24 protein-coding genes are annotated in these 21059 nt (G+C 67.4%); 20 read left to right on the top strand and 4 right to left on the bottom strand.

The window, feature by feature from the left end; genetic code table 11:
• Positions 1-13: 13 nt before the first annotated feature.
• Complete coding sequence (locus HNP51_RS08825; RefSeq protein ID WP_184270381.1) at positions 14-289, top strand: hypothetical protein; 276 nt, start codon at positions 14-16, stop codon at positions 287-289.
• Positions 290-295: 6 nt separating this feature from the next.
• Here the strand turns inward: HNP51_RS08825 and HNP51_RS08820 are convergent, their stop codons facing one another.
• Complete coding sequence (locus tag HNP51_RS08820; RefSeq protein ID WP_184270384.1) at positions 296-730, bottom strand: PaaI family thioesterase; 435 nt, start codon at positions 728-730, stop codon at positions 296-298.
• 47 nt (positions 731-777) lie between these two features.
• Here HNP51_RS08820 and HNP51_RS08815 point away from each other — a divergent pair, with 47 nt between their 5' ends.
• The 16 genes from HNP51_RS08815 to HNP51_RS08740 all read left to right on the top strand — a co-directional run bounded on the left by HNP51_RS08815 (position 778) and on the right by HNP51_RS08740 (position 16371).
• A complete protein-coding gene (locus HNP51_RS08815) occupies positions 778-1098 on the top strand; it encodes a DUF3253 domain-containing protein (RefSeq protein WP_184270387.1) in 321 nt (106 codons plus the stop codon).
• Positions 1082-1687 carry a uracil-DNA glycosylase family protein gene (locus HNP51_RS08810; RefSeq protein ID WP_184270389.1) on the top strand — a complete coding sequence of 202 codons (606 nt, stop codon included), beginning with the start codon at positions 1082-1084 and terminating at the stop codon, positions 1685-1687. Before HNP51_RS08815 ends, HNP51_RS08810 begins: the two co-directional genes overlap by 17 nt.
• A 185-nt stretch (positions 1688-1872) precedes the next feature.
• Positions 1873-2889: an alpha/beta fold hydrolase gene (locus tag HNP51_RS08805; protein WP_184270392.1), complete on the top strand. Its 1017-nt coding sequence runs from the start codon at positions 1873-1875 to the stop codon at positions 2887-2889.
• Between the two features lie 93 nt (positions 2890-2982).
• On the top strand, positions 2983-4080 hold the full coding sequence (locus HNP51_RS08800) for a Glu/Leu/Phe/Val dehydrogenase (RefSeq protein ID WP_184270395.1): 1098 nt from the start codon (positions 2983-2985) through the stop codon (positions 4078-4080).
• Positions 4081-4389: 309 nt separating this feature from the next.
• Positions 4390-6027, top strand: a complete 1638-nt coding sequence (gene fliF / locus HNP51_RS08795; protein WP_184270398.1) for a flagellar basal-body MS-ring/collar protein FliF — start codon at positions 4390-4392, stop codon at positions 6025-6027.
• A complete protein-coding gene (gene fliG / locus HNP51_RS08790; protein WP_184270401.1) occupies positions 6027-7061 on the top strand; it encodes a flagellar motor switch protein FliG in 1035 nt (344 codons plus the stop codon). The genes fliF and fliG overlap by 1 nt, the downstream gene beginning before the upstream one ends.
• Before the next feature lies 1 nt (position 7062).
• Complete coding sequence (locus HNP51_RS08785; protein WP_184270404.1) at positions 7063-7719, top strand: flagellar assembly protein FlbE; 657 nt, start codon at positions 7063-7065, stop codon at positions 7717-7719.
• Positions 7719-8051: a flagellar motor switch protein FliN gene (fliN, locus tag HNP51_RS08780; RefSeq protein WP_105563903.1), complete on the top strand. Its 333-nt coding sequence runs from the start codon at positions 7719-7721 to the stop codon at positions 8049-8051. The genes HNP51_RS08785 and fliN overlap by 1 nt, the downstream gene beginning before the upstream one ends.
• 44 nt (positions 8052-8095) lie before the next feature.
• Entirely contained in the window at positions 8096-9508 is a 1413-nt protein-coding gene (locus HNP51_RS08775; protein WP_184270407.1) for a sigma-54-dependent Fis family transcriptional regulator, read from the top strand.
• Between the two features lie 4 nt (positions 9509-9512).
• Positions 9513-10421, top strand: a complete 909-nt coding sequence (gene bla / locus HNP51_RS08770; protein ID WP_221415863.1) for a class A beta-lactamase — start codon at positions 9513-9515, stop codon at positions 10419-10421.
• A 68-nt stretch (positions 10422-10489) separates the two neighbouring features.
• Positions 10490-12574 (top strand): flagellar biosynthesis protein FlhA, encoded by a 2085-nt coding sequence (gene flhA / locus HNP51_RS08765; protein ID WP_260398476.1) that lies wholly within the window; start codon positions 10490-10492, stop codon positions 12572-12574.
• Positions 12575-12629: 55 nt separating this feature from the next.
• Positions 12630-14162, top strand: a complete 1533-nt coding sequence (locus HNP51_RS08760; RefSeq protein WP_184270413.1) for a CHASE3 domain-containing protein — start codon at positions 12630-12632, stop codon at positions 14160-14162.
• The gene (locus tag HNP51_RS08755; protein WP_184270416.1) at positions 14159-14581 is read left to right on the top strand and encodes a response regulator; all 423 of its coding nucleotides are present in this window, start codon (positions 14159-14161) and stop codon (positions 14579-14581) included. Before HNP51_RS08760 ends, HNP51_RS08755 begins: the two co-directional genes overlap by 4 nt.
• On the top strand, positions 14578-15627 hold the full coding sequence (locus HNP51_RS08750; RefSeq protein ID WP_260398442.1) for a sensor histidine kinase: 1050 nt from the start codon (positions 14578-14580) through the stop codon (positions 15625-15627). Before HNP51_RS08755 ends, HNP51_RS08750 begins: the two co-directional genes overlap by 4 nt.
• A gap of 39 nt (positions 15628-15666) precedes the next feature.
• Complete coding sequence (locus tag HNP51_RS08745) at positions 15667-16113, top strand: NUDIX domain-containing protein (protein ID WP_184270419.1); 447 nt, start codon at positions 15667-15669, stop codon at positions 16111-16113.
• Between the two features lie 75 nt (positions 16114-16188).
• The gene (locus HNP51_RS08740; protein WP_184270422.1) at positions 16189-16371 is read left to right on the top strand and encodes a CsbD family protein; all 183 of its coding nucleotides are present in this window, start codon (positions 16189-16191) and stop codon (positions 16369-16371) included.
• A 62-nt stretch (positions 16372-16433) separates the two neighbouring features.
• On the opposite strand, the gene HNP51_RS08735 is transcribed toward HNP51_RS08740, so the two are convergent.
• From HNP51_RS08735 to HNP51_RS08725, 3 genes are all read right to left on the bottom strand, one after another.
• A complete protein-coding gene (locus HNP51_RS08735) occupies positions 16434-16931 on the bottom strand; it encodes a hypothetical protein (RefSeq protein ID WP_184270426.1) in 498 nt (165 codons plus the stop codon).
• 79 nt (positions 16932-17010) lie between these two features.
• Positions 17011-18189 (bottom strand): VWA domain-containing protein, encoded by a 1179-nt coding sequence (locus tag HNP51_RS08730; RefSeq protein ID WP_184270429.1) that lies wholly within the window; start codon positions 18187-18189, stop codon positions 17011-17013.
• A 20-nt stretch (positions 18190-18209) separates the two neighbouring features.
• On the bottom strand, positions 18210-18737 hold the full coding sequence (locus tag HNP51_RS08725; RefSeq protein WP_184270432.1) for a GNAT family N-acetyltransferase: 528 nt from the start codon (positions 18735-18737) through the stop codon (positions 18210-18212).
• A gap of 221 nt (positions 18738-18958) precedes the next feature.
• On the opposite strand from HNP51_RS08725, the gene HNP51_RS08720 reads away from it, so the two are divergent.
• The 3 genes from HNP51_RS08720 to HNP51_RS08710 all read left to right on the top strand — a co-directional run bounded on the left by HNP51_RS08720 (position 18959) and on the right by HNP51_RS08710 (position 21008).
• Complete coding sequence (locus HNP51_RS08720) at positions 18959-19597, top strand: histidine phosphatase family protein (RefSeq protein WP_184270435.1); 639 nt, start codon at positions 18959-18961, stop codon at positions 19595-19597.
• 237 nt (positions 19598-19834) lie between these two features.
• Complete coding sequence (locus HNP51_RS08715; protein ID WP_184270438.1) at positions 19835-20092, top strand: exodeoxyribonuclease VII small subunit; 258 nt, start codon at positions 19835-19837, stop codon at positions 20090-20092.
• Positions 20093-20135: 43 nt separating this feature from the next.
• Positions 20136-21008 carry a polyprenyl synthetase family protein gene (locus tag HNP51_RS08710; RefSeq protein ID WP_184270653.1) on the top strand — a complete coding sequence of 291 codons (873 nt, stop codon included), beginning with the start codon at positions 20136-20138 and terminating at the stop codon, positions 21006-21008.
• Positions 21009-21059: the final 51 nt, after the last annotated feature.

Here is a 21059-nt window from a genome sequence, read left to right as displayed (position 1 = left end):
CAAGCTGTGCGGCATGAACAGAGCAGTTACGATCACCCTCGTCCTCGGTCTCGCCGTGTCCGCCGCCGCCTGCACGGAAAGCCGGCGCGCGCGCAATGACGCGACCTTCAGCGACCGCCCGGCCGACATCACCTGCTGGACCTATGGCGTCGAAACCTTCAAGGGCCGCTCGACCGGCAAGGTCGAGTACAACGACGGCGGCCGCATCGCCTTCGTGGACGCCGCCAACGGCCGCTACACCACGGTCGATGGCGAGTGCCGCGTGGTTTACGCCGCGCCTGCGAAGTAGGCGGCTTCAGTCGCGCGGCGTGAATTTCCGGATTACGCCCGAGAAGGTCATCAACAGTCGCTCGCCGGTATTGATCTGGCCGCGCACGAAGATCAGGCTCTTGCCCGCCTTGGTGACCTGGCCGGTCGCCTCGATCAGTTCGCCCACATAGGCGCCGTCGATGAAGGTGGAATCCAGCTGCACCGTCACGCCGGACGCCCCCTCCATCTCCTGATAGGCGATCTGGAACATGGCGATGTCGGCGAAGGTCATCAGGCAGCCGCCGTGCATGCGGCCGCCGGCGTTCATGTGTTTCTGCTCGGCGCGGAAGGCGCAGCGCATATGGCCGTCGGGGTCCAGTTTGCCGTAGAAGGGGCCGACCACCACGTCGAAGGTGTCGTGCAGGTCATAGGTTTGCCAACCTGCGAACTCGCCTTCGGTGACTGTGATTTTCGCGACCATGCCGATTACGCCTTCTTTCCGATCTTGCGGTGCAGCATATAGACCCTATGAGCGATCCAATCGAAGCGGCCATTTTTGAAAAACTGGCCAAGGCCGACCCCAAGAACGTCGGCGGCAAGAGCATTGAACCTTCGGACGTAGCCAAAGAGCTGCAGCCCGAGCAGTGGCAGCGCATGCTGCCCAAGGTTCGCGCCACGGCCCTGGGCCTGATGCGTCAGGGCAAGCTGACCATCACCAAGAAGGGCAAGGTGGTCGATCCGAACGCCTTCAAGGGCGTGATCCGTCTGCGCCTGCCGACCGAGGCCGAGACGGCTGCGGCTCTGGCGGCCCTGCCGCCGGTCGAAAAATCGGATGACGATTTCGACTGAACCGGACACCGGCCTGGACGAAGTCCTGGCCGACATCCGCGCCTGCCGGGCCTGCCTGGGTCATCTGCCCCACACGCCGCGCCCGGTGGTCATGGTTGCGCCCCAGACGCGCCTGCTGATCTGCGGCCAGGCGCCGGGGCGGCGGGTGCATGAAAGCGGTCTGCCCTTCACCGACCCGTCCGGCGTCCGCCTGCGCGACTGGCTGGGCGTGGACGAGGCCACCTTCTACGGCGATCCGCGTCTGGGCGTCGCCGCCCAGGCCTTCTGCTTTCCCGGCACAGACCCGAAAGGCGGCGACTATCCGCCGCCGCGCCGCTGCGCCGAGCTGTGGCGGCCCCGGCTGCTGGCCGAACTGCCCAAGGTCGAGCTGACCCTGCTGGTCGGCGGCTACGCCCAGACCTGGGCTCTGGGCGACAAAGCCCGCGCCACCATGACCGAAACCGTCCGCGCCTGGCGCGACTACGCCCCCGCCGTCCTGCCCCTGCCGCACCCGTCGTGGCGCAATACGGCCTGGCTGCGCAAAAATCCGTGGTTTGAAACCGAGGTTCTGCCCTACCTTCGCCAGAGTACAGCGGAGATACTGGCGTAATGCGCAGCTTTCTTTCCCTTCTCCCTTCGAGGGAGAAGGTGGCTTGCGGAGCAAGACGGATGTGGGGGCGGGCAACCTCATACTCATCGGCGGACCGTCTGCCTGCCGAAACCTCCCCCTCATCCGAGCGCCTTCAGCGCCCACCTTCTCCCTCGAAGGGAAAAGGGAAGGCTCTTCGCGGGTGGATGGGCGCCGTGCTGCTCAGCTTTGCCCTGTCCGCCTGCGCCACGCCGCATCTGCAAGGCCCGCAGACTCCGCCCGTCGGCTTCACCGGCCCGCGCATCGAGGCGGAGGCGCTGGATCGCGGCGTCTTCGTGGTTCAGGATGGCGCGCGGCTGCCCTATCTGCGCTGGAGCCCGGAAGGCCAGCAACCCTGGGCCGTCATCGTCGCCCTGCACGGTTTCAACGACCACTACGCCTCCTTCCGACTGGCCGGGCCGTGGTGGGCGACACGCGGCATCGAGACCTGGGCCTATGACCAGCGCGGCTTCGGCCTGTCGCCCCATCGCGGCGAGTTCGCCCCCGAAAGCCTGACCAGCGCCGACTTGCGCACCATCGTCTCGCTTGTCCGCGCCGAGCGGCCCAACGCCCTGATCGTAGTGGCCGGCGAGAGCATGGGCGGCTCATCGACCATCGCCGCCTTCGGAGGCGAGAGCCCGCCAGACGCCGACCGTGTGGTCCTTCTGGCTCCCGGCGTCTGGGGCTGGTCCAGCCAGAGTCCGTTCAACCGCGCCGGCCTCTGGGCCGCCGCCCGGCTGATTGGCGACAGGGCGGTTGAGCCCCCCGCCTTCGCGGTGCGCAATATCCGCGCCTCGGACAATACGCTGGAGCTGATCCGCAATGGCCGCGATCCGTCCAGCATCCTCTCCACCCGCTTTGATTCCATGCATGGCCTGGTCGACCTGATGGAAGCGGCCTCGATGCGTCTCGGCGCGATCGAGAAACCGACCCTGCTGCTCTACGGCGCCCACGACCAGATCGTGCGCAAGGGGCCCATGCGGCTGGCGCTGGAGCGGGCGGGCGAGCGGCCCAACCTGCGCACCGCCTATTATCCGAACGGCTGGCACATCCTGAACCGCGACCTGCAGGGCGAGGTCGTCTATCGCGACGTCGAGGCCTGGCTGCGCGACGCCGCCGCGCCCTTGCCGTCCGGGGCCGGGCCGGTGCTGCCGGCGCTGCGGGCTGATCCCAAGGCGCGCTGAGTCTTTTCCTGACGCGAAACCGTCATGCTTGCCGTTTAGGCGGGCGCGGCGTATCTCCTCGCGCAATAAAAAATACCCCAGGAAAGGCCTGTCATGGGCAAGACGCTGTTTGATTCCCCCTCTTTCGCGAACCATGAAGGCGTCCACGCCTTCCATGACGAGAAAACCGGCCTGAAGGCCATCGTCGCGGTTCACTCTACCGCGCGCGGCCCCGCCGTCGGCGGCACCCGCATGTGGAACTACGCCACCGCTGAGGAAGCGCTGGAAGACGTGCTGCGTCTGTCCAAGGGCATGAGCTACAAGAACGCGGTCGCCGACCTCGAAATGGGCGGCGGCAAGTCGGTCATCATCGGCGACAGCCGCACCCAGAAGTCGCCGGAGCTGTTCCGCGCCTTCGGTCGCTTCCTGAACGGCCTGGGCGGCAACTACTACGCCGCCGAAGACGTCGGCACCTCGGTCGAGGACATCGCCGAGGCCCGCAAGGTCACGGAATACGTGCTCGGCCTCAAGGACGGCCCGGAAGCCTCGGGCGACCCGAGCCCCGTCACCGCCGAGGGCGTGTTCCGCTCGAACCTGGTCGTGGCGCGCCGCCTGTTCAACCAAGACGACATGACCGGCCTGACCGTCGCCATCCAGGGCGTCGGCCACGTCGGCGCCTATCTGGCCGAGAAGCTGCACAAGGCCGGCGCCAAGCTGATCATCACCGACGTCAACCAGGCCAACCTGGACGCCGTGGCCGCCAAGACCGGCGCCGAGATCGTCTCGCCTGACGCCATCTATGACGTCGCCGCCGACATCTATGCCCCCTGCGCCCTGGGCGCGACGCTGAACCTGCAGACCCTGGACCGCCTCAAGGTCAAGGCCGTCTGCGGCGCCGCCAACAACCAGCTGGCCACCGCCGACATCGGCGACGAGCTGTTCCGTCGCGGGGTGCTGTACGCCCCCGACTACGTCGTCAACGGCGGCGGCATCATCAACGTCGCCTCGGAAATGAACGCCCGCCAGTCGGGCGGCGCCTATGACGCCTCGTGGGTCGAGGGCAAGCTGTCGCGCCTGATGGACACCTTCGAGGAAATCCTCGAGCGTTCGGTGGTCGAGAACAAGCCGACCCACCTGATCGCTGACGCCATCGCCGAAGCCCGCATCAAGGCGGCGGCGGAGCAGAAGGCGGAGCTGCTGAAGGCGGCCTAAGGCGAAAGAAAGCCCTTCTCCCCTTGAGGGAGAAGGTGGGCGCCGAAGGCGCTCGGATGAGGGGTGTGAGCATTGCCGTTGCCGGCAGGGCCTCACCCCTTTTTCGTGTTTGGGTTCGCCTAAAGGCGGCGGTCGCGCAGTCACCCCTCATCCGTCTCGCTGCGCGAGCCACCTTCTCCCTAAAGGCGAGAGGGGAAAGGGAGGATTCCTTCAATCTTTAACGCATCTTAACGCGGCGTTTACCATCCAGGCGGCAGTTTCTGCCTAGCGGGGCGGTGTGGTCCTCCCGCCAGTATGAGGCGGGGACGCGTGGGCGGCTTCACGGCGGCGTTGCAGAAGTTCGGGATCGGCCGCTTGGCCGCAGTGCTTGGCGTCGCCGCGGGCGTGGCCGCTGTGCTGGTCGCCGTCATGCTGCGTGTGGGCCAGGCGCCTGACGCTCTGCTCTATTCCAACCTCGACCTGCGCGAAGCCTCCGAGATCAGCGCCGCCCTCGATCAGGCTGCGATCAAGTACAGCTCCAAGGGCGACGGCTCGACCATCTTCGTCAGCCGCGACGAAGTCGGCACCGCGCGCCTGTTGCTGGCGGGCAAGGGTCTCGTGACCTCGGGCAGCGTCGGCTACGAGATCTTCGACAACCAGTCGGTGCTGGGCCAGACCGAGTTCCAGCAGAACCTCAACGAGCAGCGCGCCCTGCAAGGCGAGCTGTCGCGCACCATCATGTCGATGCGCGGCATCACCTCGGCCCGCGTCCATATCACCATGCCGCGCCGGGAAATGTTCCAGGCCGCCGCCACCGACCCGACCGCCGCCGTGGTCGTGGGCGTCGGCGGTCGCGACCTGAGCGCCGACCAGGTCCGCGCCATCCGCAACGTCGTCGCTTCCTCGGTGCCGAACCTGAAGCCGGACAAGGTCACGGTGACCGACCAGTCCAACCGCACCCTGGCCGCCGGCTCGGAAGACACCGGCTTCACCTCGGCCAACGCCGAAGCCGCCAAGGCCACGACCGAGTCCCAGCTTCAGGCGCGCATCAAGGACATCGTCGAGGGCGTCGTCGGCGCCGGCGCCGCGCGGGTCCAGGTCACCGCCGACATCGACCACAGCCGTTCCACCACCCAGGAACAAAAGTACGATCCCGACGGCCAGGTCGTCCGCTCGACCTCGACCAACGGCTCGCAGTCGCAGGACACGACGGGCCAGGCCGACGGCGGCGTCACCGCCACCAACAATATCCCCGGCGGTCAGGCCCCGAACGCTACGCCGATCGGCTCGACCAACTCGGAAAACACCGAGACCACCAACTACGAGATCTCCAACACCACGACGACGACGGTCAAGGAGCCGGGCGAGGTCAAGAAGCTGTCGGTCTCCGTCGCCGTGGACGGCAAGTACACCCCCGCCGCCGACGGCAAGGGCGAGCCGACCTACGCCCCGCGCACCGCCGAAGAAGTGCAGCAGATCAAGACCCTGGTCGCCGCCGCCGTCGGCATCGACGAGACGCGCGGCGACAAGATCGAGGTGGTCAACGTCCGCTTCAACCGCGAGCCGTCGGCGGCGCCGGGCGCGGACGAAGGCTCGTCGATGTTCAACTTCGACAAGAACGACATCATGCGCGGGGTCGAGCTGCTGGTGCTGCTGGTCACCGGCCTGCTGCTGATCTTCTTCGTCGTGCGGCCCCTGCTGAAGACGGCTTCGGGCGGCGGCGGCGTGCCCGCCCTGGTCGGCGCCAACGGCATGCCGGTGACGCCGCTGGACACCCAGCTGGTCGGCGGCGTCCTGCCGGGCCAGCCGCAGATGCTGTCCGGGCCTTCGGAGATGGATCAGCGCCTCGACATCGCCCGCATCGAGGGACAGGTGAAGGCCTCCTCGATCAAGAAGGTGGCCGACTTCGTCGATTCCCACCCCGAGGAATCGACCGCCATTCTCCGCTCCTGGGTGCATGAAACCTAATGACCCGTCTGGTGAGCAAAAAGGGCGCGGTCGACGACATCCGCAAGCTGACGGGGCCTGAACGCGCCGCAGTCGTCCTGCTGTCGCTGGGCGAAGAGCACACCGTCCTGTGGCAGCAGCTCGATGAGGAGGAGATCAAGGAGGTCTCCCAGGCCATGGCCGGGCTCGGCACGGTCGCCGCCCAGGTGGTTGAGGAAGTCCTGGTCGAGTTCGTCTCGGGCATCGGCGGCGCCGGCGCCCTGATGGGCAGCTACGAACAGACCCAGCGCCTGCTGGCCTCCTTCATGTCGGGCGACCGCGTCGACGCCCTGATGGAGGAAATCCGCGGCCCTGCCGGTCGGACCATGTGGGACAAGCTCGGCAATGTGAACGAGGCCGTCCTCGCCAACTATCTGAAGAACGAATACCCGCAGACGGTCGCCGTGGTCCTGTCCAAGGTCAAGCCTGACCACGCCTCGCGCGTGCTGACGGCCCTGCCGGAAGACTTCGCCCTGGAGTGCGTCCAGCGCATGCTGCGCATGGAGCCGGTACAGCGCGACATCCTCGACAAGATCGAGCAGACTCTGCGCACCGAGTTCATGTCCAACCTGGCGCGGACGTCCAAGCGGGACAGCCATGAACTGATGGCCGACATCTTCAACAGCTTCGACCGCCAGACTGAGGCCCGCTTCATCGGCGCCCTGGAGGAACGCAGCCGCGATTCCGCCGAACGCATCCGCTCGCTGATGTTCGTGTTCGAGGACCTGTCCAAGCTGGACCCCGGCGGCGTGCAGACCCTGCTGCGCGCGGTCGAAAAGGACCAACTGGGTCTGGCGCTCAAGGGCGCCTCGGACGCGCTGCGCGAAATGTTCTTCTCCAACATGTCCGAGCGCGCCTCGAAGATCATGCGCGAAGACATGGAATCCATGGGGCCTGTCCGCCTGAAGGACGTCGACGCCGCCCAGATGACCATGGTCCAGGTGGCCAAGGACCTGGCCGCGCGCGGCGACATCATGCTGGCCGGCCAGAGCGGCGACGACGAGTTGATCTACTGACATGACCGGCATCCCCTCCACCGCGCGCCCTTTCATCTTCGACACCGAGTTCGACGCTCACGGCGACGTCGTGCGCCCCTCGGCCTGGCAGCCGGTCAAGCGCTCCTTCGCCCCCGCCGAGGTCGACGCCCTGGTCGCCCAGGCGCGGCTGGAAGCCCGTCAGCAGGCCCTGGCCGAGGTCGAGGCCCTGCGCGCCGACGCCCTGTCGACCCTGGCCCAGACGGTGGCCCATGCCGCCGGCGCCCTGAGCACGGTCGCCGAGGCGCACCGCCATCAGTCAGCTGAACTGTCCGTCGCCGCCGCCCGCACCCTGGCCTCCGCCGCCTTCGACCGCTTCCCGCGCCGCCCGCTGGAAGCCGCCATCGAACAACTGGCCCAGGAAATCGACGCCTCGCCCCGGTTGCAGGTTCGCGCCGCCGGGCTGGACGCCGAGACCCGCGCCCACGTGGAGGCCCTGTGCGCCGACGCCGGCTTCAGCGGCCTGATCGCCTTCCGCGAGGACGCCGGCGCCCCTGCCGCCGCCTTCACCCTGGAATGGGCCGACGGCCGCGCCGAGTTTGATCCCGAGGGCGTCGCCGCCCGCGTCTCCGCCGCGCTGGAGGCCGCGCTCGCGGCCGAGGCCGGTCATGCTGAACCCCTCGACAGGAGCGCCTTCTGATGGCCACCGACGATCTCGCCCTGGAAGAGTTCGGCGACTCCACCGCCCTGAACATCGCCGATGAGGGCGGCGACAAGTCCGCCGCCGACCTGGCCACCGTCTTCGACGTTCCGGTCAATATCTCGGCCGTGCTGGGCAAGGCCCACATGTCGGTCGCCCAGCTGCTGAAGCTGAATCGCGGCTCGGTGCTGGAGCTGGACCGCAAGGTCGGCGAGGCCATCGACATCTTCGTCAACAACCGTCTGGTCGCCCGCGGGGAGGTCGTCGTCGTCGAGGATCGCCTGGGCGTGACCATGACGGAAATCATCAAGACCGAGGACTCGGGCGCCTGATTGGCCGCCCGGTTTTCGCAGTAGAGATCTAGAGGAGAAGACCCATGCGGCTTCTGGTGGTTGGCAGGCTCAGCGGACAGCTGGCGACGGCGGTGAAGATGGCCATGGCGCACGGCGCCAAGGTCCAGCACGTCGAACGCGCTGATCAGGCGACCGAGCAACTGCGTCGCGGGCAGGGGGCCGACCTGATGATGGTCGACTACCGCATCGACATCGCCGCCCTGATCGCCGCCAACGACGCCGAGCGCATCTTCGTGCCCATCGTCGCCTGCGGCGTGGACGCCGACGCCAAGGAGGCCGCCGACGCCATCCGCGCCGGGGCCAAGGAGTTCATCCCCCTGCCGCCCGAGGCGGACCTGATCGCCGCCGTCCTGTCCGCCGTGGCCGACGACGAGCGCCCGATGATCTCGGCCGATCCGGCGATGAAGGCCGTCGTCGCCCTGGCCGATCAGGTGGCGCGTTCGGACGCCTCCATCCTGATCACCGGCGAAAGCGGCGTCGGCAAGGAGGTGATGGCCCGTCACCTGCACAACGGCTCCAAGCGCGCCGACCGCGCCTTCATCAGCGTCAACTGCGCCGCCATTCCCGACAACCTGCTGGAATCCGAGCTGTTCGGTCACGAGAAGGGCGCCTTCACCGGCGCCGTCGCGCGCCGCATCGGCAAGTTCGAAGAGGCCGACGGCGGCACGCTTCTGCTGGATGAAATCAGCGAGATGGACGCCCGGCTGCAGGCCAAGCTGCTGCGCGCCATCCAGGAGCGGGTCATCGACCGCGTCGGCGGCTCCAAGCCGGTGCCGGTCAACATCCGCATCATCGCCACCTCTAACCGCGACCTGGCCAAGGCCGTGGCCGAGGGGACCTTCCGCGAGGACCTGCTCTATCGCCTGAACGTGGTGAACCTGCGCCTGCCGTCCTTGCGCGAACGTCCCGGCGACATCGCCGTCCTGTGCGACCACTTCGTGCGCAAATACGCCGCCGCGAACGGCGTGCCGCCGCGCCCGATCTCGGTCGACGCCCGCCGCGCCCTGGTCGGCCACCGCTGGCCCGGCAACGTGCGCGAGCTTGAAAACGCCATGCACCGCGCCGTCCTGCTGGCTACGGGGCCCGAGATCGACGTCGACGCCATCCGCCTGCCGGACGGCCGCCCCCTGCTGGAAGGCGGATCGACCGCGCCGTCGCCGACCGCCTCGACCTATGACGCCGGCGTCGCCGGTCATGCGGCCCAGATGGCCGGCGCCATGACCCGCAGCTTCGTCGGACAGACCGTGGCCGAGATGGAAAAGACCCTGATCCTCGACACTTTGAACCACTGCCTGGGCAACCGCACCCATGCCGCGACGATTCTAGGCATCTCGATCCGCACCCTGCGCAACAAGCTGAACGAATACGCCGACGAAGGCACGCCCATCCCGGCCCCGCAGTCGGGCGTGGCCGCCGCCTACGGCGCGGCGGGCTAGACCCATGGGCGCCGACCGCCGGATCATGCTGCTGGGCGCGGGCGCGCTGATGCTTGCCGCCTGCTCGCGCGAGGTGAAGTCCGCCGAAACCGATCTGGACGCCGACATGGCGGCGGACGGCGAGACGCTGGATCTGGACCTGTCGGACCTGGAAGCGCGCCACGGCGGTCGCCTGGGTCTGGCCGTGGCCTCGGGCGGAATGAACGCCGCCTGGCGCGGCGACGAACGCTTCGTCTATTGCTCGACCTTCAAGATGTACCTGGCCGCCGCCACCCTGTTGCGCGTCCAGGCCGGGCAGGAGCGGCTGGATCGCGCCATCCCGATCACCGCCGCCGACATGATCAACCATGCCCCGACCACGGAACCGGCGGTCGGTTCGACCCTGACCGTCGAGCAGTTGATGAAGGCCACGGTCGAGCTGAGCGACAACCCCGCCGCCAACATCCTGATCCGTGAGATGGGCGGGCTGGACGCCCTGCGCGCCTTCTATCGCGGCATCGGCGACGACAGCACCCGCGTCGACCGTCTCGAACCCGAGATGAACCGCGCGGATGGCGATAAGGACACCATCACCCCGATCCAGTCGGTGCAGAACATCAGCCGTCTGCTGGTCTCGCCCGAGACCCCGCTGAACCCCACCTCTAAGGCCTTGCTGATGCGCTGGATGACCGACACCCCGACCGGGCAGGGCCGCATCAAGGCGGGCGTGCCCGCCGGCTGGACCGTGGCGCACAAGACCGGCACCGGCGGCTATGGCCCGACCAACGACATCGGCCTGATCCAGCCGCCCAAGGAAGCGCCCATGGTCATCGCCGTCTATTTCCACGCCACGCGGGATTCGACCGACGCCCAGCGCGAGGCCGTCATCGCCGACGCCACCCGTCTGGCGTTGAAAGCCCTCGGCCATGGCTGAGACCGCGCGAATCCTGTCATCAGGCGGGATGAGCTTCGCCCGCCGCCATGGTTGATGCGCCGATCCTGATGAAGGACGGCTATGCGCGCCCCACCGGGCGTGACGCGCTCGGCTGGGTGATGCGCGGCGAAGTGATGATGGCGCTCGGCGTGATCGGCGTCATCATGCTGCTGATCCTGCCGGTCCCGAAGATGCTTCTGGACCTGCTGCTGGCGATCTCGCTGGTCTCGTCCGTGCTGATCCTGATGACGGCCGTGATGATGAAGCGGCCGCTGGATTTCGCCATCTTCCCCACGGTGCTGCTGGTTTCGACCCTGTTCCGCCTGGGCCTCAACCTAGCCTCGACCCGGTTGATCCTGACCCACGGCCACGAAGGTCACGACAGCGCCGGTCAGGTCATCAACGCCTTCGGCCAACTGATGATGGGGGGCAACTTCATCATCGGGGTGATCATCTTCGCCATCGTCCTGGTGGTGAACTTCGTGGTCATCACCAAGGGATCGACCCGTATCGCCGAGGTCTCGGCCCGGTTCACTCTGGACTCCATGCCGGGCAAGCAGATGGCCATCGACGCCGACCTGTCGTCGGGCCTGATCGACGAGGACCAGGCCAAGCTGCGTCGCAAGGAGCTGGAGCAGGAATCCACCTTCTTCGGGGCCATGGACGGCGCCTCCAAGTTCGTGCGCGGCGACGCCGTGGCGGGCCTGATCATCACCTTCATCAACGCCATCGGCGGCCTGCTGATCGGGGTGCTGCAACACCAGCTGCCGGTGGGCGAGGCGGCCAACACCTATGTCCAGCTGACCATCGGCGACGGCCTGGTGACCCAGGTCCCGGCCATCATCATCTCCATCGCCGCCGGCTTCCTGGTGTCCAAGGCGGGCGTCGAGGGCACGGCGGACAAGGCCCTGGTGGCGCAACTGGCCACAAACCCGGTGTCGCTGGGCGTCGTCTCGGGCGCCGCAGGCCTGATCGGCCTGATCCCGGGCATGCCGCTGATCCCCTTCGCCGCCCTGGCCATTGGTTCCGGCTTCATGGCCTGGCGCCTGGGTCGCAACCGGCTCAGGCCCGCCGTGGTCGAGGGGGCTGTTGACCTGGGCAAGCCCAAGGAGGATGTCGAGGAGCCGATCTCCACCGCCCTGACCATCGACGAGGTCAAGATCGAGCTTGGCTACGCCCTGCTGACGCTGATCAATGATCTGGAAGGCCGTCGCCTGACCGATCAGATCCGCGCCCTGCGCCGTTCGTTGGCCCAGGAATACGGGTTCGTCATGCCCAGCGTGCGCATCCTCGACAACATGCGCCTGCCCAATCAGGGCTACGCCATTCGCATCAAGGAGATGGAGGCCGGGGCCGGCGAGGTGCGCCTGTCGTCCCTGATGGCTATGGACCCGGCGGGTCGTCAGGTCGAGCTGCCAGGCGAGCACACGCGCGAGCCGGCCTTCGGTCTGCCCGCCACCTGGATCGATGAATCCCTGCGCGAAGAGGCCACCTTCCGCGGCTACACCCTGGTCGATCCCTCGACGGTGCTGACCACGCACCTGACCGAGATCCTCAAGGAGAACATGGCCGAGCTGCTGACCTACGCCGAGGTGCAGAAGCTGTTGAAGGAGCTGAAGGGCGAGGAACAGAAGCTGATCGAGGAGTTGATCCCCACGGTCGTCACCGTCACCACCCTGCAACGGGTGCTGCAAAGCCTGCTGCGGGAAAAGGTCTCGATCCGCGATCTGCCCGCCATCCTCGAAGGCCTGGCCGAGGCCGCGCCCCACACCACCAGCGTCACCACCCTGGTCGAGCACGTCCGCACCCGTCTGGCGCGCCAGCTGTGCTGGGCCAACCGCGGCGACGACGGCGCCCTGCCCATCATCACCCTGTCGCCCGACTGGGAGCAGGCCTTCGCCGAAAGCCTGATCGGTCCGGGCGAGGACAAGCAACTGGCCATGGCTCCCAGCCGCCTTCAGGACTTCATCCGCAACGTCCGCGACGTCTTCGAGCGCGCCGCCATGTCGGGTGAAAATCCGGTCCTGCTGACCGGCCCCCAGGTGCGCCCCTATGTCCGCTCCATCATCGAGCGTTTCCGCGGCCAGACCGTGGTGATGAGCCAGAACGAGGTCCACCCCAAGGCCCGGCTGCGGACCGTCGGCACGGTCTGATCGGGATCGAGGTTAACGACTGGACTCAAGGGGTTCGGTCGATAAGCTGTCGGGCATGAAACGCATTCGGCTGGCCCTGCGCAACTTTGGCGGCTTTCTGCGCACGCCGACCCTCAGTCGTTCGATCATCGCCCTGTTGGCCTTGGCCATCCTGCTGCTGCTGGCGGTGAACGCGGCCACCTTCGTCATGATCCAGCGCACGGCGGCCTATAACGACACCGTCGATCACAGTCAGCAGGTGCGCCTGGCCTCCAAGGACGTGCTCAGCCTGCTGGCCGACGCCGAGACGGGCCAGCGTGGCTTCATGCTGACGGCGCGCGCGGAATATCTCGGGGTTCACAACCGCGCCGTGGCCGCGCTTCCGGCCGTGCTGGCGCGTCTGGACGGTCTGATCGGCGACGACAAGGAGCTAAAGCCCCGCATCGCGCGGGTTCAGACGCTCTACCACCAGCGCATGGCCCTGATGGACCACACCATCGACCTGACCCGCACCGGCCGGATCGGCGAGGCCGTGTCTCAAATCCGCAGCGGCCAGGGCAAGGCCCTGATGGACGCCATGCGGGTCGAACTGACCGCCATCGACGCCGTCGAGGCCCGGCGTCTGGCCGAGCGCACCCGCCAGTCCGAACGCGCCTCGGCGGTGACGGTTTCGGTCAACGCCCTGGCCGCTGTGCTGATCCTTATCCTGGCGGGCATCAGCGTCTGGCTGGTGCGCCGCTATGTCGAGGAGATCGAGAGCGCCCGGCTGGAGTTGGACCGCGTCAACGCCGGGCTGGAAAATCAGGTTCGCGACCGCACCGCCGAACTGACCCGCGCCAACGAGGAAATTCAGCGCTTCGCCTATATCGTCAGCCACGACCTGCGCGCGCCCCTGGTCAACGTCATGGGCTACACCTCCGAATTGGAGCAGGTCGGCAAGATCTTCGACCACCAGCTGACCACCCTGGCTCAGACCCACCCCGACGCCATCGAACCCGAGGCCATCCGCGCCGTGCGCGAAGACGTGCCCGAGGCCGTCGGCTTCATTCGCGCCTCGACCGCCAAGATGGACCGTCTGATCAACGCCATTCTGAAGCTGTCGCGCGAAGGCCGCCGGGCTCTGGTTTCCGAGGTCCTGCCCATGACCGCTGTGGTTCAGTCCATCGCCGACAGTCTGCATCATCAGGTCATGGAGACCGGCGGCGAAATCGTGGTGCGCGACCTGCCCGCGCTGGAAAGCGATCGGCTTTCGATTGAGCAGGTCTTCGGCAACCTGCTGGACAACGCGGTCAAGTATCAGCAGCCGGGCCGCCCTCTCCAGATCGTGGTTGACGGCGAGCTGACTGGCGACGGCCGCGTCCACTATCGCATCACCGACAACGGGCGCGGCGTGTCCGCGCGCGACCATGAACGCATCTTCGAACTGTTCCGGCGGGCCGGAAAGCAGGATCAGCCGGGCGAGGGTCTGGGCCTGGCCTTTGTCCGCAACAGCGTGCGCCGTCTTGGCGGAACCATCACGCTGGAATCCGAGCTGGGACAAGGCTCGACATTCCATCTGAAATTCCCCACACGATTGATCGTGCTGGGCGATGCAGGAGACCGTCTATGAGCCATTCCGTGAAGATCGTCATGGTCGAGGACGACCACGGCCACGCCAAGCTCATCGAAAAGAACATCCGCCGCGCCAATATCGCCAACGATATTGTTCACTTCGATCATGGCGACGCCGCCCTTGAATATCTGTTCACTGACGAGGTCCGCGCCCACGGGCCGCTGCTGATCCTGCTGGACCTCAACCTGCCGGACATGTCGGGCACTGACATCCTGGAAAAGGTCAAATCGGACGAGCGCCTGCGCCGCGCCCCGGTCGTCATCCTGACCACGACTGACGACAAGGTCGAAATCCAGCGCTGCTACGACCTGGGCTGCAACGTCTACATCACCAAGCCGGTGGACTACGAAGCCTTCGCCGGCGCCATCCAGCAGTTGGGCCTCTTCCTGTCCGTCATGCAGGCGCCCGAGATTTGAGCGACTTGAGCGACATGGGGGCCCCTATCCGCCTGCTCTACATCGACGACGACCGGGGTCTGTCGCGGCTGGTCCAGAAGGAACTGGGCCGTCACGGCTATGAGGTGACCTGCGCCCCCGACGCCGACGCCGGTTACGCCGCGCTTCAGGCGGGCGCGTTCGACGTCTGCGCCCTGGATCACTACATGCCGGGCCGCGAGGGGCTGGACGTCCTTCCCGACATTCTGAACCTGCCCAGCCCGCCGCCGGTGGTCTATGTCACCGGGGCCCAGGACGGCCGCATCGCCGTGGCCGCCCTGCGCGCCGGGGCCGCCGACTATGTCATCAAGGACGTGTCAGAGGACTTCACCGCCCTGCTGCGCTCGGCGGTCGAGGACGCCCTGCTGCGTCGTCGCCTCGAGCGCGAGAACGAGCTGGCCCAGGAAGAGGTCCGCATCGCCCGCGACCGCGCCGAGGCCATGCTGCGAGAGGTCAACCACCGCGTCGGCAATTCCCTGCAACTGGTGTCCAGCTTCATCTCGCTGCAACTGCGCCAACTGGCCGACGAGGGCGCGCGTTCGGCCCTGCGGGAGGCCCAGGTGCGGATCGAGGCGGTCGCCCACGTCCACCGCCGGCTCTACACGTCGTCGGATCTCGCCACCGTGGCGATGGACGAATACCTGCATGGCCTGGTCGAGGAACTGGGCAAGTCGATCGGGCCCAACGACGGCTCGCCTCGCCTCAGCCTGCGCGCCGAGTCGATGCGGGTTACGACGGATCAGGCCGTATCGCTCGGCGTCATCGTCACCGAACTGGTCACCAACGCCGTCAAATACGCCTATGAGCCGGGCGAGGGCGGAGAAATCCGCGTCGTGCTGCAAGCGGTCGCCGAAGGGCGCGCCATGTTGACGGTCGAGGACGACGGCCCCGGCCTGGGCGACGGCGCCCCCAAGGGCACGGGCCTGGGCGCCAAGATCGTTTCCGCCATGGCCGGCGGCCTTCGTTCTGCGGTCGAGTTCGACGTCGAGCATCCCGGCGTGCGGGCGCAACTGGTCTTCGACCTTTAGGCCTTTCGCATCGCCCGTGACGCGCGTTAGTCTGCCTCAATGAAGCTTCAGTTTGGAACGGCCCGACCCGGCCTCGACTACATCCACCGCGCCGCGACCTTCGGTCTGGTCGAACGAGACGGCAAGCTGGCCTGCGTGCGCGTCGACCGGGGCGAGGGCAGCTATTTCGACCTGCCGGGCGGCGCCGTCGACGGCGAAGAAAGCGAACAACAGGCTCTGGTTCGCGAGTTCGCCGAGGAGACGGGCCTGATCGTCGAGCCCGAGGACCGCCTGACCGAGGCTGCGCAGTATTTCCGCAAGACGGACGGCTCGCCGGTCAACAATGCCGGCGGTTTCTGGACCGTGCGCCTGACGGGTTTCGACGCCTCGACCCAGTGCGAAGATGACCATGAGCTGGTGTGGCTGGACCCTCTGGACGCCGTGTCCCGCCTGCGCCACGAAGCCCACGCCTGGGCCGTGGTGAAATGGCTGCGTTCGAAAATCTAGGGAACCGCCCCGCCCGCGAACGGTTGTTTCTGTCGAAGCGTCGTCAGTCCGACGGCGTCAATACAGAGGGTTCTCATGCCTGATCATGACCGTGTCGAAGGCGCCGCCAAGAATATCGGCGGCAAGATCAAGGAAGCCGCCGGTAAGGTGACTGGTGACGAAAAGCTGAAAGCTGAAGGCCGTGCCGATCAAGTCGAAGGCAAGGTCCAGAACGCTGTCGGCGGCCTCAAGGACACCTTGCGCGACGGCCGCAACTAGACCCTGTTTGCACAGATCAAGCCGTCGCCCCCTCGCGGGGCGGCGGCTTTTTCATGCGCGCGTCAGTCGCCGCCGAGGCGGATGCGCAAACCCTCAGGTTCGCGCACCTCGCCCGGGGCGGGACGGCAGTCGTTGTTGAAGGCGAGGGTGCCGCTGGGCGTGCGTTGGGGGCGGCTGTCGCAAACCTTCTCCAGCGGCGCCGGCGCGCCGAGTGCGGCGACCGGGCGCGGTCCGCACTGCATGGCGTAGCCGTTCGCCGCCGTGCCCGGGGTGCAATTTTCCAACGCCGCGGAGGGGCGCAGGCCGTCGGGCAGACGGTCGCCCAGAACGGCGGCCAACGTCACCCGCACCCGCGCCTGACAATGCTCCAGCGGCTCGTCCCTGCGGATGAAGGGGCTGCACTGCGACCGCTCCCAGCCAAAGGGGTCGGCCAGGGCGTGGGCGGGCAGGACCGGAACAGGCGCTGCGGCGACGGCTTCGACTGGGGCGGGCGGATCGTCGGACCAGACCACCGCGGGCGCGGCCTGTTGCAGCATCAAGGCGAAAAGCAGAGCCGTCATCATCGCGTCCCTCCCGGATCAGAAGGCGACGCTAACACAGCTTCAGCCGGACGCCAGGCCAAGCTTGGGCGCTCGGCCCTCAGCGCGTCAGCGCCCGCATCGCCTTGTCCAGCCCGTCCAGCGTCAGCGAATACATCCTCTGGTCCATGACCTCGCGGATCAGGCCGACTGACGGGGTATAGCTCCAGTAGCGTTCGGTGACGGGGTTCAGCCAGACCGACTTGTCCCACTGTTGCCGGGCGCGTTTCAGCCAGACGGCGCCGGCTTCCTCGTTCCAGTGCTCGACCGAGCCGCCGGGCATGGTGATCTCATAGGGGCTCATGGTGGCGTCGCCGACGAAGATGGCGCGCCAGTCGCCGGGGTATTTGTTCAGCACGTCCCAGGTCGGGATCTTCTCGTTGTGCCGCCGCCGATTGTCCTTCCACACCCCTTCGTAGAGGCAGTTGTGGAAGTAGAAGAACTCCAGGTTCTTGAACTCGGTCTTGGCCGCCGAGAACAGCTCCTCGCACAGCTTGATATGGCCATCCATCGACCCGCCGATGTCGAGGAACAGCAGGACCTTGATGGTGTTGCGCCGCTCGGGCCGCATCTGGATGTCCAGCCAGCCCTGACGCGCCGTGCCGTCGATGGTGCCGTCCATGTCCAGTTCTTCGGCCGCGCCCTCGCGCGCGAAGCGGCGCAGGCGGCGCAGGGCGACCTTGATGTTGCGGGTGCCCAGCTCGACGCTGTCGTCCAGGTTCTTGTATTCGCGCTTTTCCCAGACCTTGACCGCGCGGCCCTGCTTGGCCGGCCCGCCGATACGAACGCCCTCGGGATTATAGCCGCCGTGACCAAAGGGGCTGGTCCCGCCCGTGCCGATCCAGCGGTTGCCGCCCTCATGCCGGCCCTTTTGCTCCTCCAGGCGCTGTTTCAGCGTCTCCATCAGCTTGTCGAAGCCCCCGAGCGCCTCGATCTGGGCCTTCTCCTCGTCGGTCAGGAACTTCTCGGTCAGCAGCCGCAGCCAGTCCTCGGGGATGTCGGTGGTCAGGTCCTCGCCCGCGCCGACCGTCTCCAGCCCCTTGAACACCTTGCCGAACACCTGATCGAAGCGGTCATAGTGCTTCTCGTCCTTGACCAGCACCGCCCGCGACAGATGGTAAAAGGCCTCGACGTCGCGCCCGGCCACGTCCTTGTCCATGGCCTCCATCAGATGGAGCCATTCCTTCAGCGAAACCGGAACACGGGCTTCGCGCAGGGCGGTGAAGAAGGGCAGGAGCATGGGATCAGATTGGGCCGCGATCAGCCGCGCCGCAAGATGAACTCGTGGTCGTTCCAGGCGCCGACCGGGTAGTCGTACTCTCCGGCCTTCTCGAACCCATAGGCGGCGTAGAGTTTCTGGGCCTTCTCGTTGCCGCTCCAGACGCCGACCCACAGGGGGCCGTCGGTGTGGGCCTCCATCCAGTCCAGCGCCAGTTTCAGCAGCTTCGTCCCCAGACCCAACCCTTGCGCGTCGCGGCCGATGTAGAGGCGGCGCAGTTCGGCGTGGCTGGGGCGAGCGTCGGGATGGGGCAGGGTGTTCGGCCCGGTGTTGGCGAAGCCCAGGATCTCGCCGTCGCGGTCGGCCACCCACCAGGCGGCGCCGGGCTCGGCCAGTTTCGCGGAAATGGTCTCGACGCTGAAGCTCTTGTCGAGGAAGGCGGCCAGGTCGTCGGCGGGGTAGGGGATGCCGAAACCCTCGACAAAGGTGTCCACAAAGGTCTGTCGCCCCAGCACGGCCAGGGCGGCGGCATCGTCGGGTCGGGCGGGGCGGATCAGGGCTTCGGTCATGGCTTCGGCCATAGCGCCGCGAGGCCCGGCGGTCGAGGCCGCAGGGCCCGCTCGCGAGGCTGTCATCGCTTGGTGGTTGCAGGGGCGCGTGCCGGGAGCTACCACCATCTTCCAAGGGGCGGACGAAACGCCTGCCCCGTCAACCGCATTCGGGGGGATTGAGGGACGCCAAAGCCTTGATTTCACAGGCCGCTCCCCGTGCTATGACGTCTCCCGCACTCATGACTCACACCGAATCCGTCGCATCGACGCCTTCAGAGGCGCCCTCCGCCGCCCAGGCGACGCCGGCGCTCGGCGCGATTATCCTCGCCCGCCACGGCGAACCGGCCCTGTCGCGCAAATGTCTGATCACCTCGGACGAATATCGCGACTGGTGGGGCCGCTACGAGATCGGCGGACTGCGCGCCGGCCAGACGCCGCCCCAGACCCTGCTGAGCGCCGCCGAGGGTGCGGGCGCCATCTACGCCTCGTCGCGCCGTCGCGCCCAGGAAACGGCTAAGGCCGTGGCCCGCGACCGCGAGGTCCTGGTCGACGCCTTGTTCATCGAGGCGCCCCTGCCGCCGCCGCATTTCCCGTCGTGGATCAAGCTGTCGCCGCGCTATTGGGGCGTGATCTCGCGCTTCTGGTGGCACGTCTTCAACCACCACGAAGGCCAGGAAACCCGCGCCGAGGCCGAGGTCCGCGCCGATCAGGCCGCCCGCATCCTGATCGCCCGCGCGGGCGAAGGTCAGGACGTCCTGGTTCTTGCGCACGGCTATTTCAACCACATGGTCGGCCAGAAGCTGAAGCTCCACGGCTGGCGTCTGGCCGAGAACCAGGGCTTCAAATACTGGTCACAGCGTCGCTACGAGAAGCGCTAAGCTGTCCTCCTACGCTCATCCCGGCGAAGGCCGGGATCCAGATCATATGACGGCGTTGCTGGCTGCAAATGGCGCTATTGCGGCGCTTCTGGATAGGGGCGCGCCTTTCAATCTGGATCCCGGCCTTCGCCGGGATGAGCGAACGGGGTTGATCGCGGGCCCCACTACCGCCGGGTGACGGATATGACGCCTTTCGTCGTTGCTGCGCCGCGCGGGCGTCTCTAGGTTGCGGCCATCATGACCGACGCCCCCGTTTCCCCCGCCATTTCCGCCGATCTCAGCTTCGAGGACGCCCTGTCGCGTCTGGAGGGCATCGTCTCGCGCCTGGAGTCCGGCCAGGCTCCGCTGGAAGAATCCATCGCCCTGTACGAAGAGGGCGCGCGCCTCAAGGCCCACTGCGAGGCTCGCCTGAAGGCCGCCCAGCTGCGCGTCGAGAAGATCGTCGTCGGCGCCGACGGCCAGGCCAAGGGCGTCGAGCCGGCCGAGTTCGGCTGAGGCTGTGACCCTGCTCGCCGCCAACTCCCCGGAACAGGCCGTCATCGACCGGGTGGCCGAGATCGCCGATCTGGTCACGGTCGCCCTCGACGAGCTGTTGCCCCGCGCCGACGGCCCCGAATCACGTCTGACCGAGGCCATGCGCTATGCGGCGCTTGGCCCCGGCAAGCGCCTGCGCCCCTTCTTCGCCATCGAGGCGGGCCGGATGCTGCAAGTGGACGAGCAGGCTGTGCTGCGCGCCGCCTGCGCCCTGGAATGCGTCCACGCCTATTCGCTGGTGCACGACGACCTGCCGGCCATGGACGACGACGACGTGCGCCGTGGCCGTCCGACCCTGCACATCGCCTATGACGAGGCGACCGCCATCCTGGCCGGTGACGCCCTGCAGACCGCCGCCTTCGACATCATCCTGGACGAAGACACCCACGACGACGCAGGCGTACGCTGCGAGCTGGCTCGGCGCCTGTCCTTTGCGTCGGGCGCGCGCGGCATGGCGGGCGGCCAGATGATCGACCTGCTGGGCGTCCGCGACGATCTGGGCGGCGTCGCCCGGATGCAGCGGCTGAAGACCGGCGCCCTGTTCGCCTACGCCTTCGAGATCCCGCTGATCATCTCGCGCGGCGGCGAGGACGCCTGGCACGCCCTGACCAGCTTCGCCCACGACCTGGGCCTGGCCTATCAGATCATCGACGATGTTCTGGACGCGGAAGGCTCGGCCGAAGAGATGGGCAAGGCCGCCGGCGGCAAGGACGCGGCGCTGGGCAAGACCAATTTCGTCACCCTGCTGGGCGTCGACGCGGCGCGTCACAGGGTCGCGCACCTGGCCGATCAGGCCCGCTCCCACCTTGACCTGTTCGGCCACGAGGCCGAAATCCTCAAGGCCAGCGTGGACTTTGTGCTCAAGCGCAGGTCCTGATAGGAAACGCCCCCGCCGTCCGCGGGTTAAATGACTGACGATCCGCGTCAA

The organism is Brevundimonas bullata (assembly GCF_014207965.1).
In the GTDB taxonomy this organism is placed as follows: domain Bacteria; phylum Pseudomonadota; class Alphaproteobacteria; order Caulobacterales; family Caulobacteraceae; genus Brevundimonas; species Brevundimonas bullata_A.
This window is presented reverse-complemented; position numbering and strand designations above follow the sequence as displayed.

Bases quoted from the DNA above. Each gene is read 5' to 3' on its own strand.
- HNP51_RS08740 (WP_184270422.1), top strand. From the start codon at position 16,189: ATGCCTGATCATGACCGTGTCGAAGGCGCCGCCAAGAATATCGGCGGC.
- HNP51_RS08815 (WP_184270387.1), top strand. From the start codon at position 778: ATGAGCGATCCAATCGAAGCGGCCATTTTTGAAAAACTGGCCAAGGCC.
- flhA (WP_260398476.1), top strand. From the start codon at position 10,490: ATGAAGGACGGCTATGCGCGCCCCACCGGGCGTGACGCGCTCGGCTGG.
- HNP51_RS08715 (WP_184270438.1), top strand. From the start codon at position 19,835: ATGACCGACGCCCCCGTTTCCCCCGCCATTTCCGCCGATCTCAGCTTC.
- fliN (WP_105563903.1), top strand. From the start codon at position 7,719: ATGGCCACCGACGATCTCGCCCTGGAAGAGTTCGGCGACTCCACCGCC.
- HNP51_RS08785 (WP_184270404.1), top strand. From the start codon at position 7,063: ATGACCGGCATCCCCTCCACCGCGCGCCCTTTCATCTTCGACACCGAG.
- HNP51_RS08805 (WP_184270392.1), top strand. From the start codon at position 1,873: ATGGGCGCCGTGCTGCTCAGCTTTGCCCTGTCCGCCTGCGCCACGCCG.
- HNP51_RS08810 (WP_184270389.1), top strand. From the start codon at position 1,082: ATGACGATTTCGACTGAACCGGACACCGGCCTGGACGAAGTCCTGGCC.
- HNP51_RS08820 (WP_184270384.1), bottom strand. From the start codon at position 730: ATGGTCGCGAAAATCACAGTCACCGAAGGCGAGTTCGCAGGTTGGCAA.
- fliG (WP_184270401.1), top strand. From the start codon at position 6,027: ATGACCCGTCTGGTGAGCAAAAAGGGCGCGGTCGACGACATCCGCAAG.
- HNP51_RS08775 (WP_184270407.1), top strand. From the start codon at position 8,096: ATGCGGCTTCTGGTGGTTGGCAGGCTCAGCGGACAGCTGGCGACGGCG.
- HNP51_RS08735 (WP_184270426.1), bottom strand. From the start codon at position 16,931: ATGACGGCTCTGCTTTTCGCCTTGATGCTGCAACAGGCCGCGCCCGCG.
- HNP51_RS08725 (WP_184270432.1), bottom strand. From the start codon at position 18,737: ATGACCGAAGCCCTGATCCGCCCCGCCCGACCCGACGATGCCGCCGCC.
- HNP51_RS08730 (WP_184270429.1), bottom strand. From the start codon at position 18,189: ATGCTCCTGCCCTTCTTCACCGCCCTGCGCGAAGCCCGTGTTCCGGTT.
- HNP51_RS08745 (WP_184270419.1), top strand. From the start codon at position 15,667: ATGAAGCTTCAGTTTGGAACGGCCCGACCCGGCCTCGACTACATCCAC.
- HNP51_RS08755 (WP_184270416.1), top strand. From the start codon at position 14,159: ATGAGCCATTCCGTGAAGATCGTCATGGTCGAGGACGACCACGGCCAC.
- HNP51_RS08800 (WP_184270395.1), top strand. From the start codon at position 2,983: ATGGGCAAGACGCTGTTTGATTCCCCCTCTTTCGCGAACCATGAAGGC.
- HNP51_RS08760 (WP_184270413.1), top strand. From the start codon at position 12,630: ATGAAACGCATTCGGCTGGCCCTGCGCAACTTTGGCGGCTTTCTGCGC.
- bla (WP_221415863.1), top strand. From the start codon at position 9,513: ATGGGCGCCGACCGCCGGATCATGCTGCTGGGCGCGGGCGCGCTGATG.
- HNP51_RS08720 (WP_184270435.1), top strand. From the start codon at position 18,959: ATGACTCACACCGAATCCGTCGCATCGACGCCTTCAGAGGCGCCCTCC.
- HNP51_RS08825 (WP_184270381.1), top strand. From the start codon at position 14: ATGAACAGAGCAGTTACGATCACCCTCGTCCTCGGTCTCGCCGTGTCC.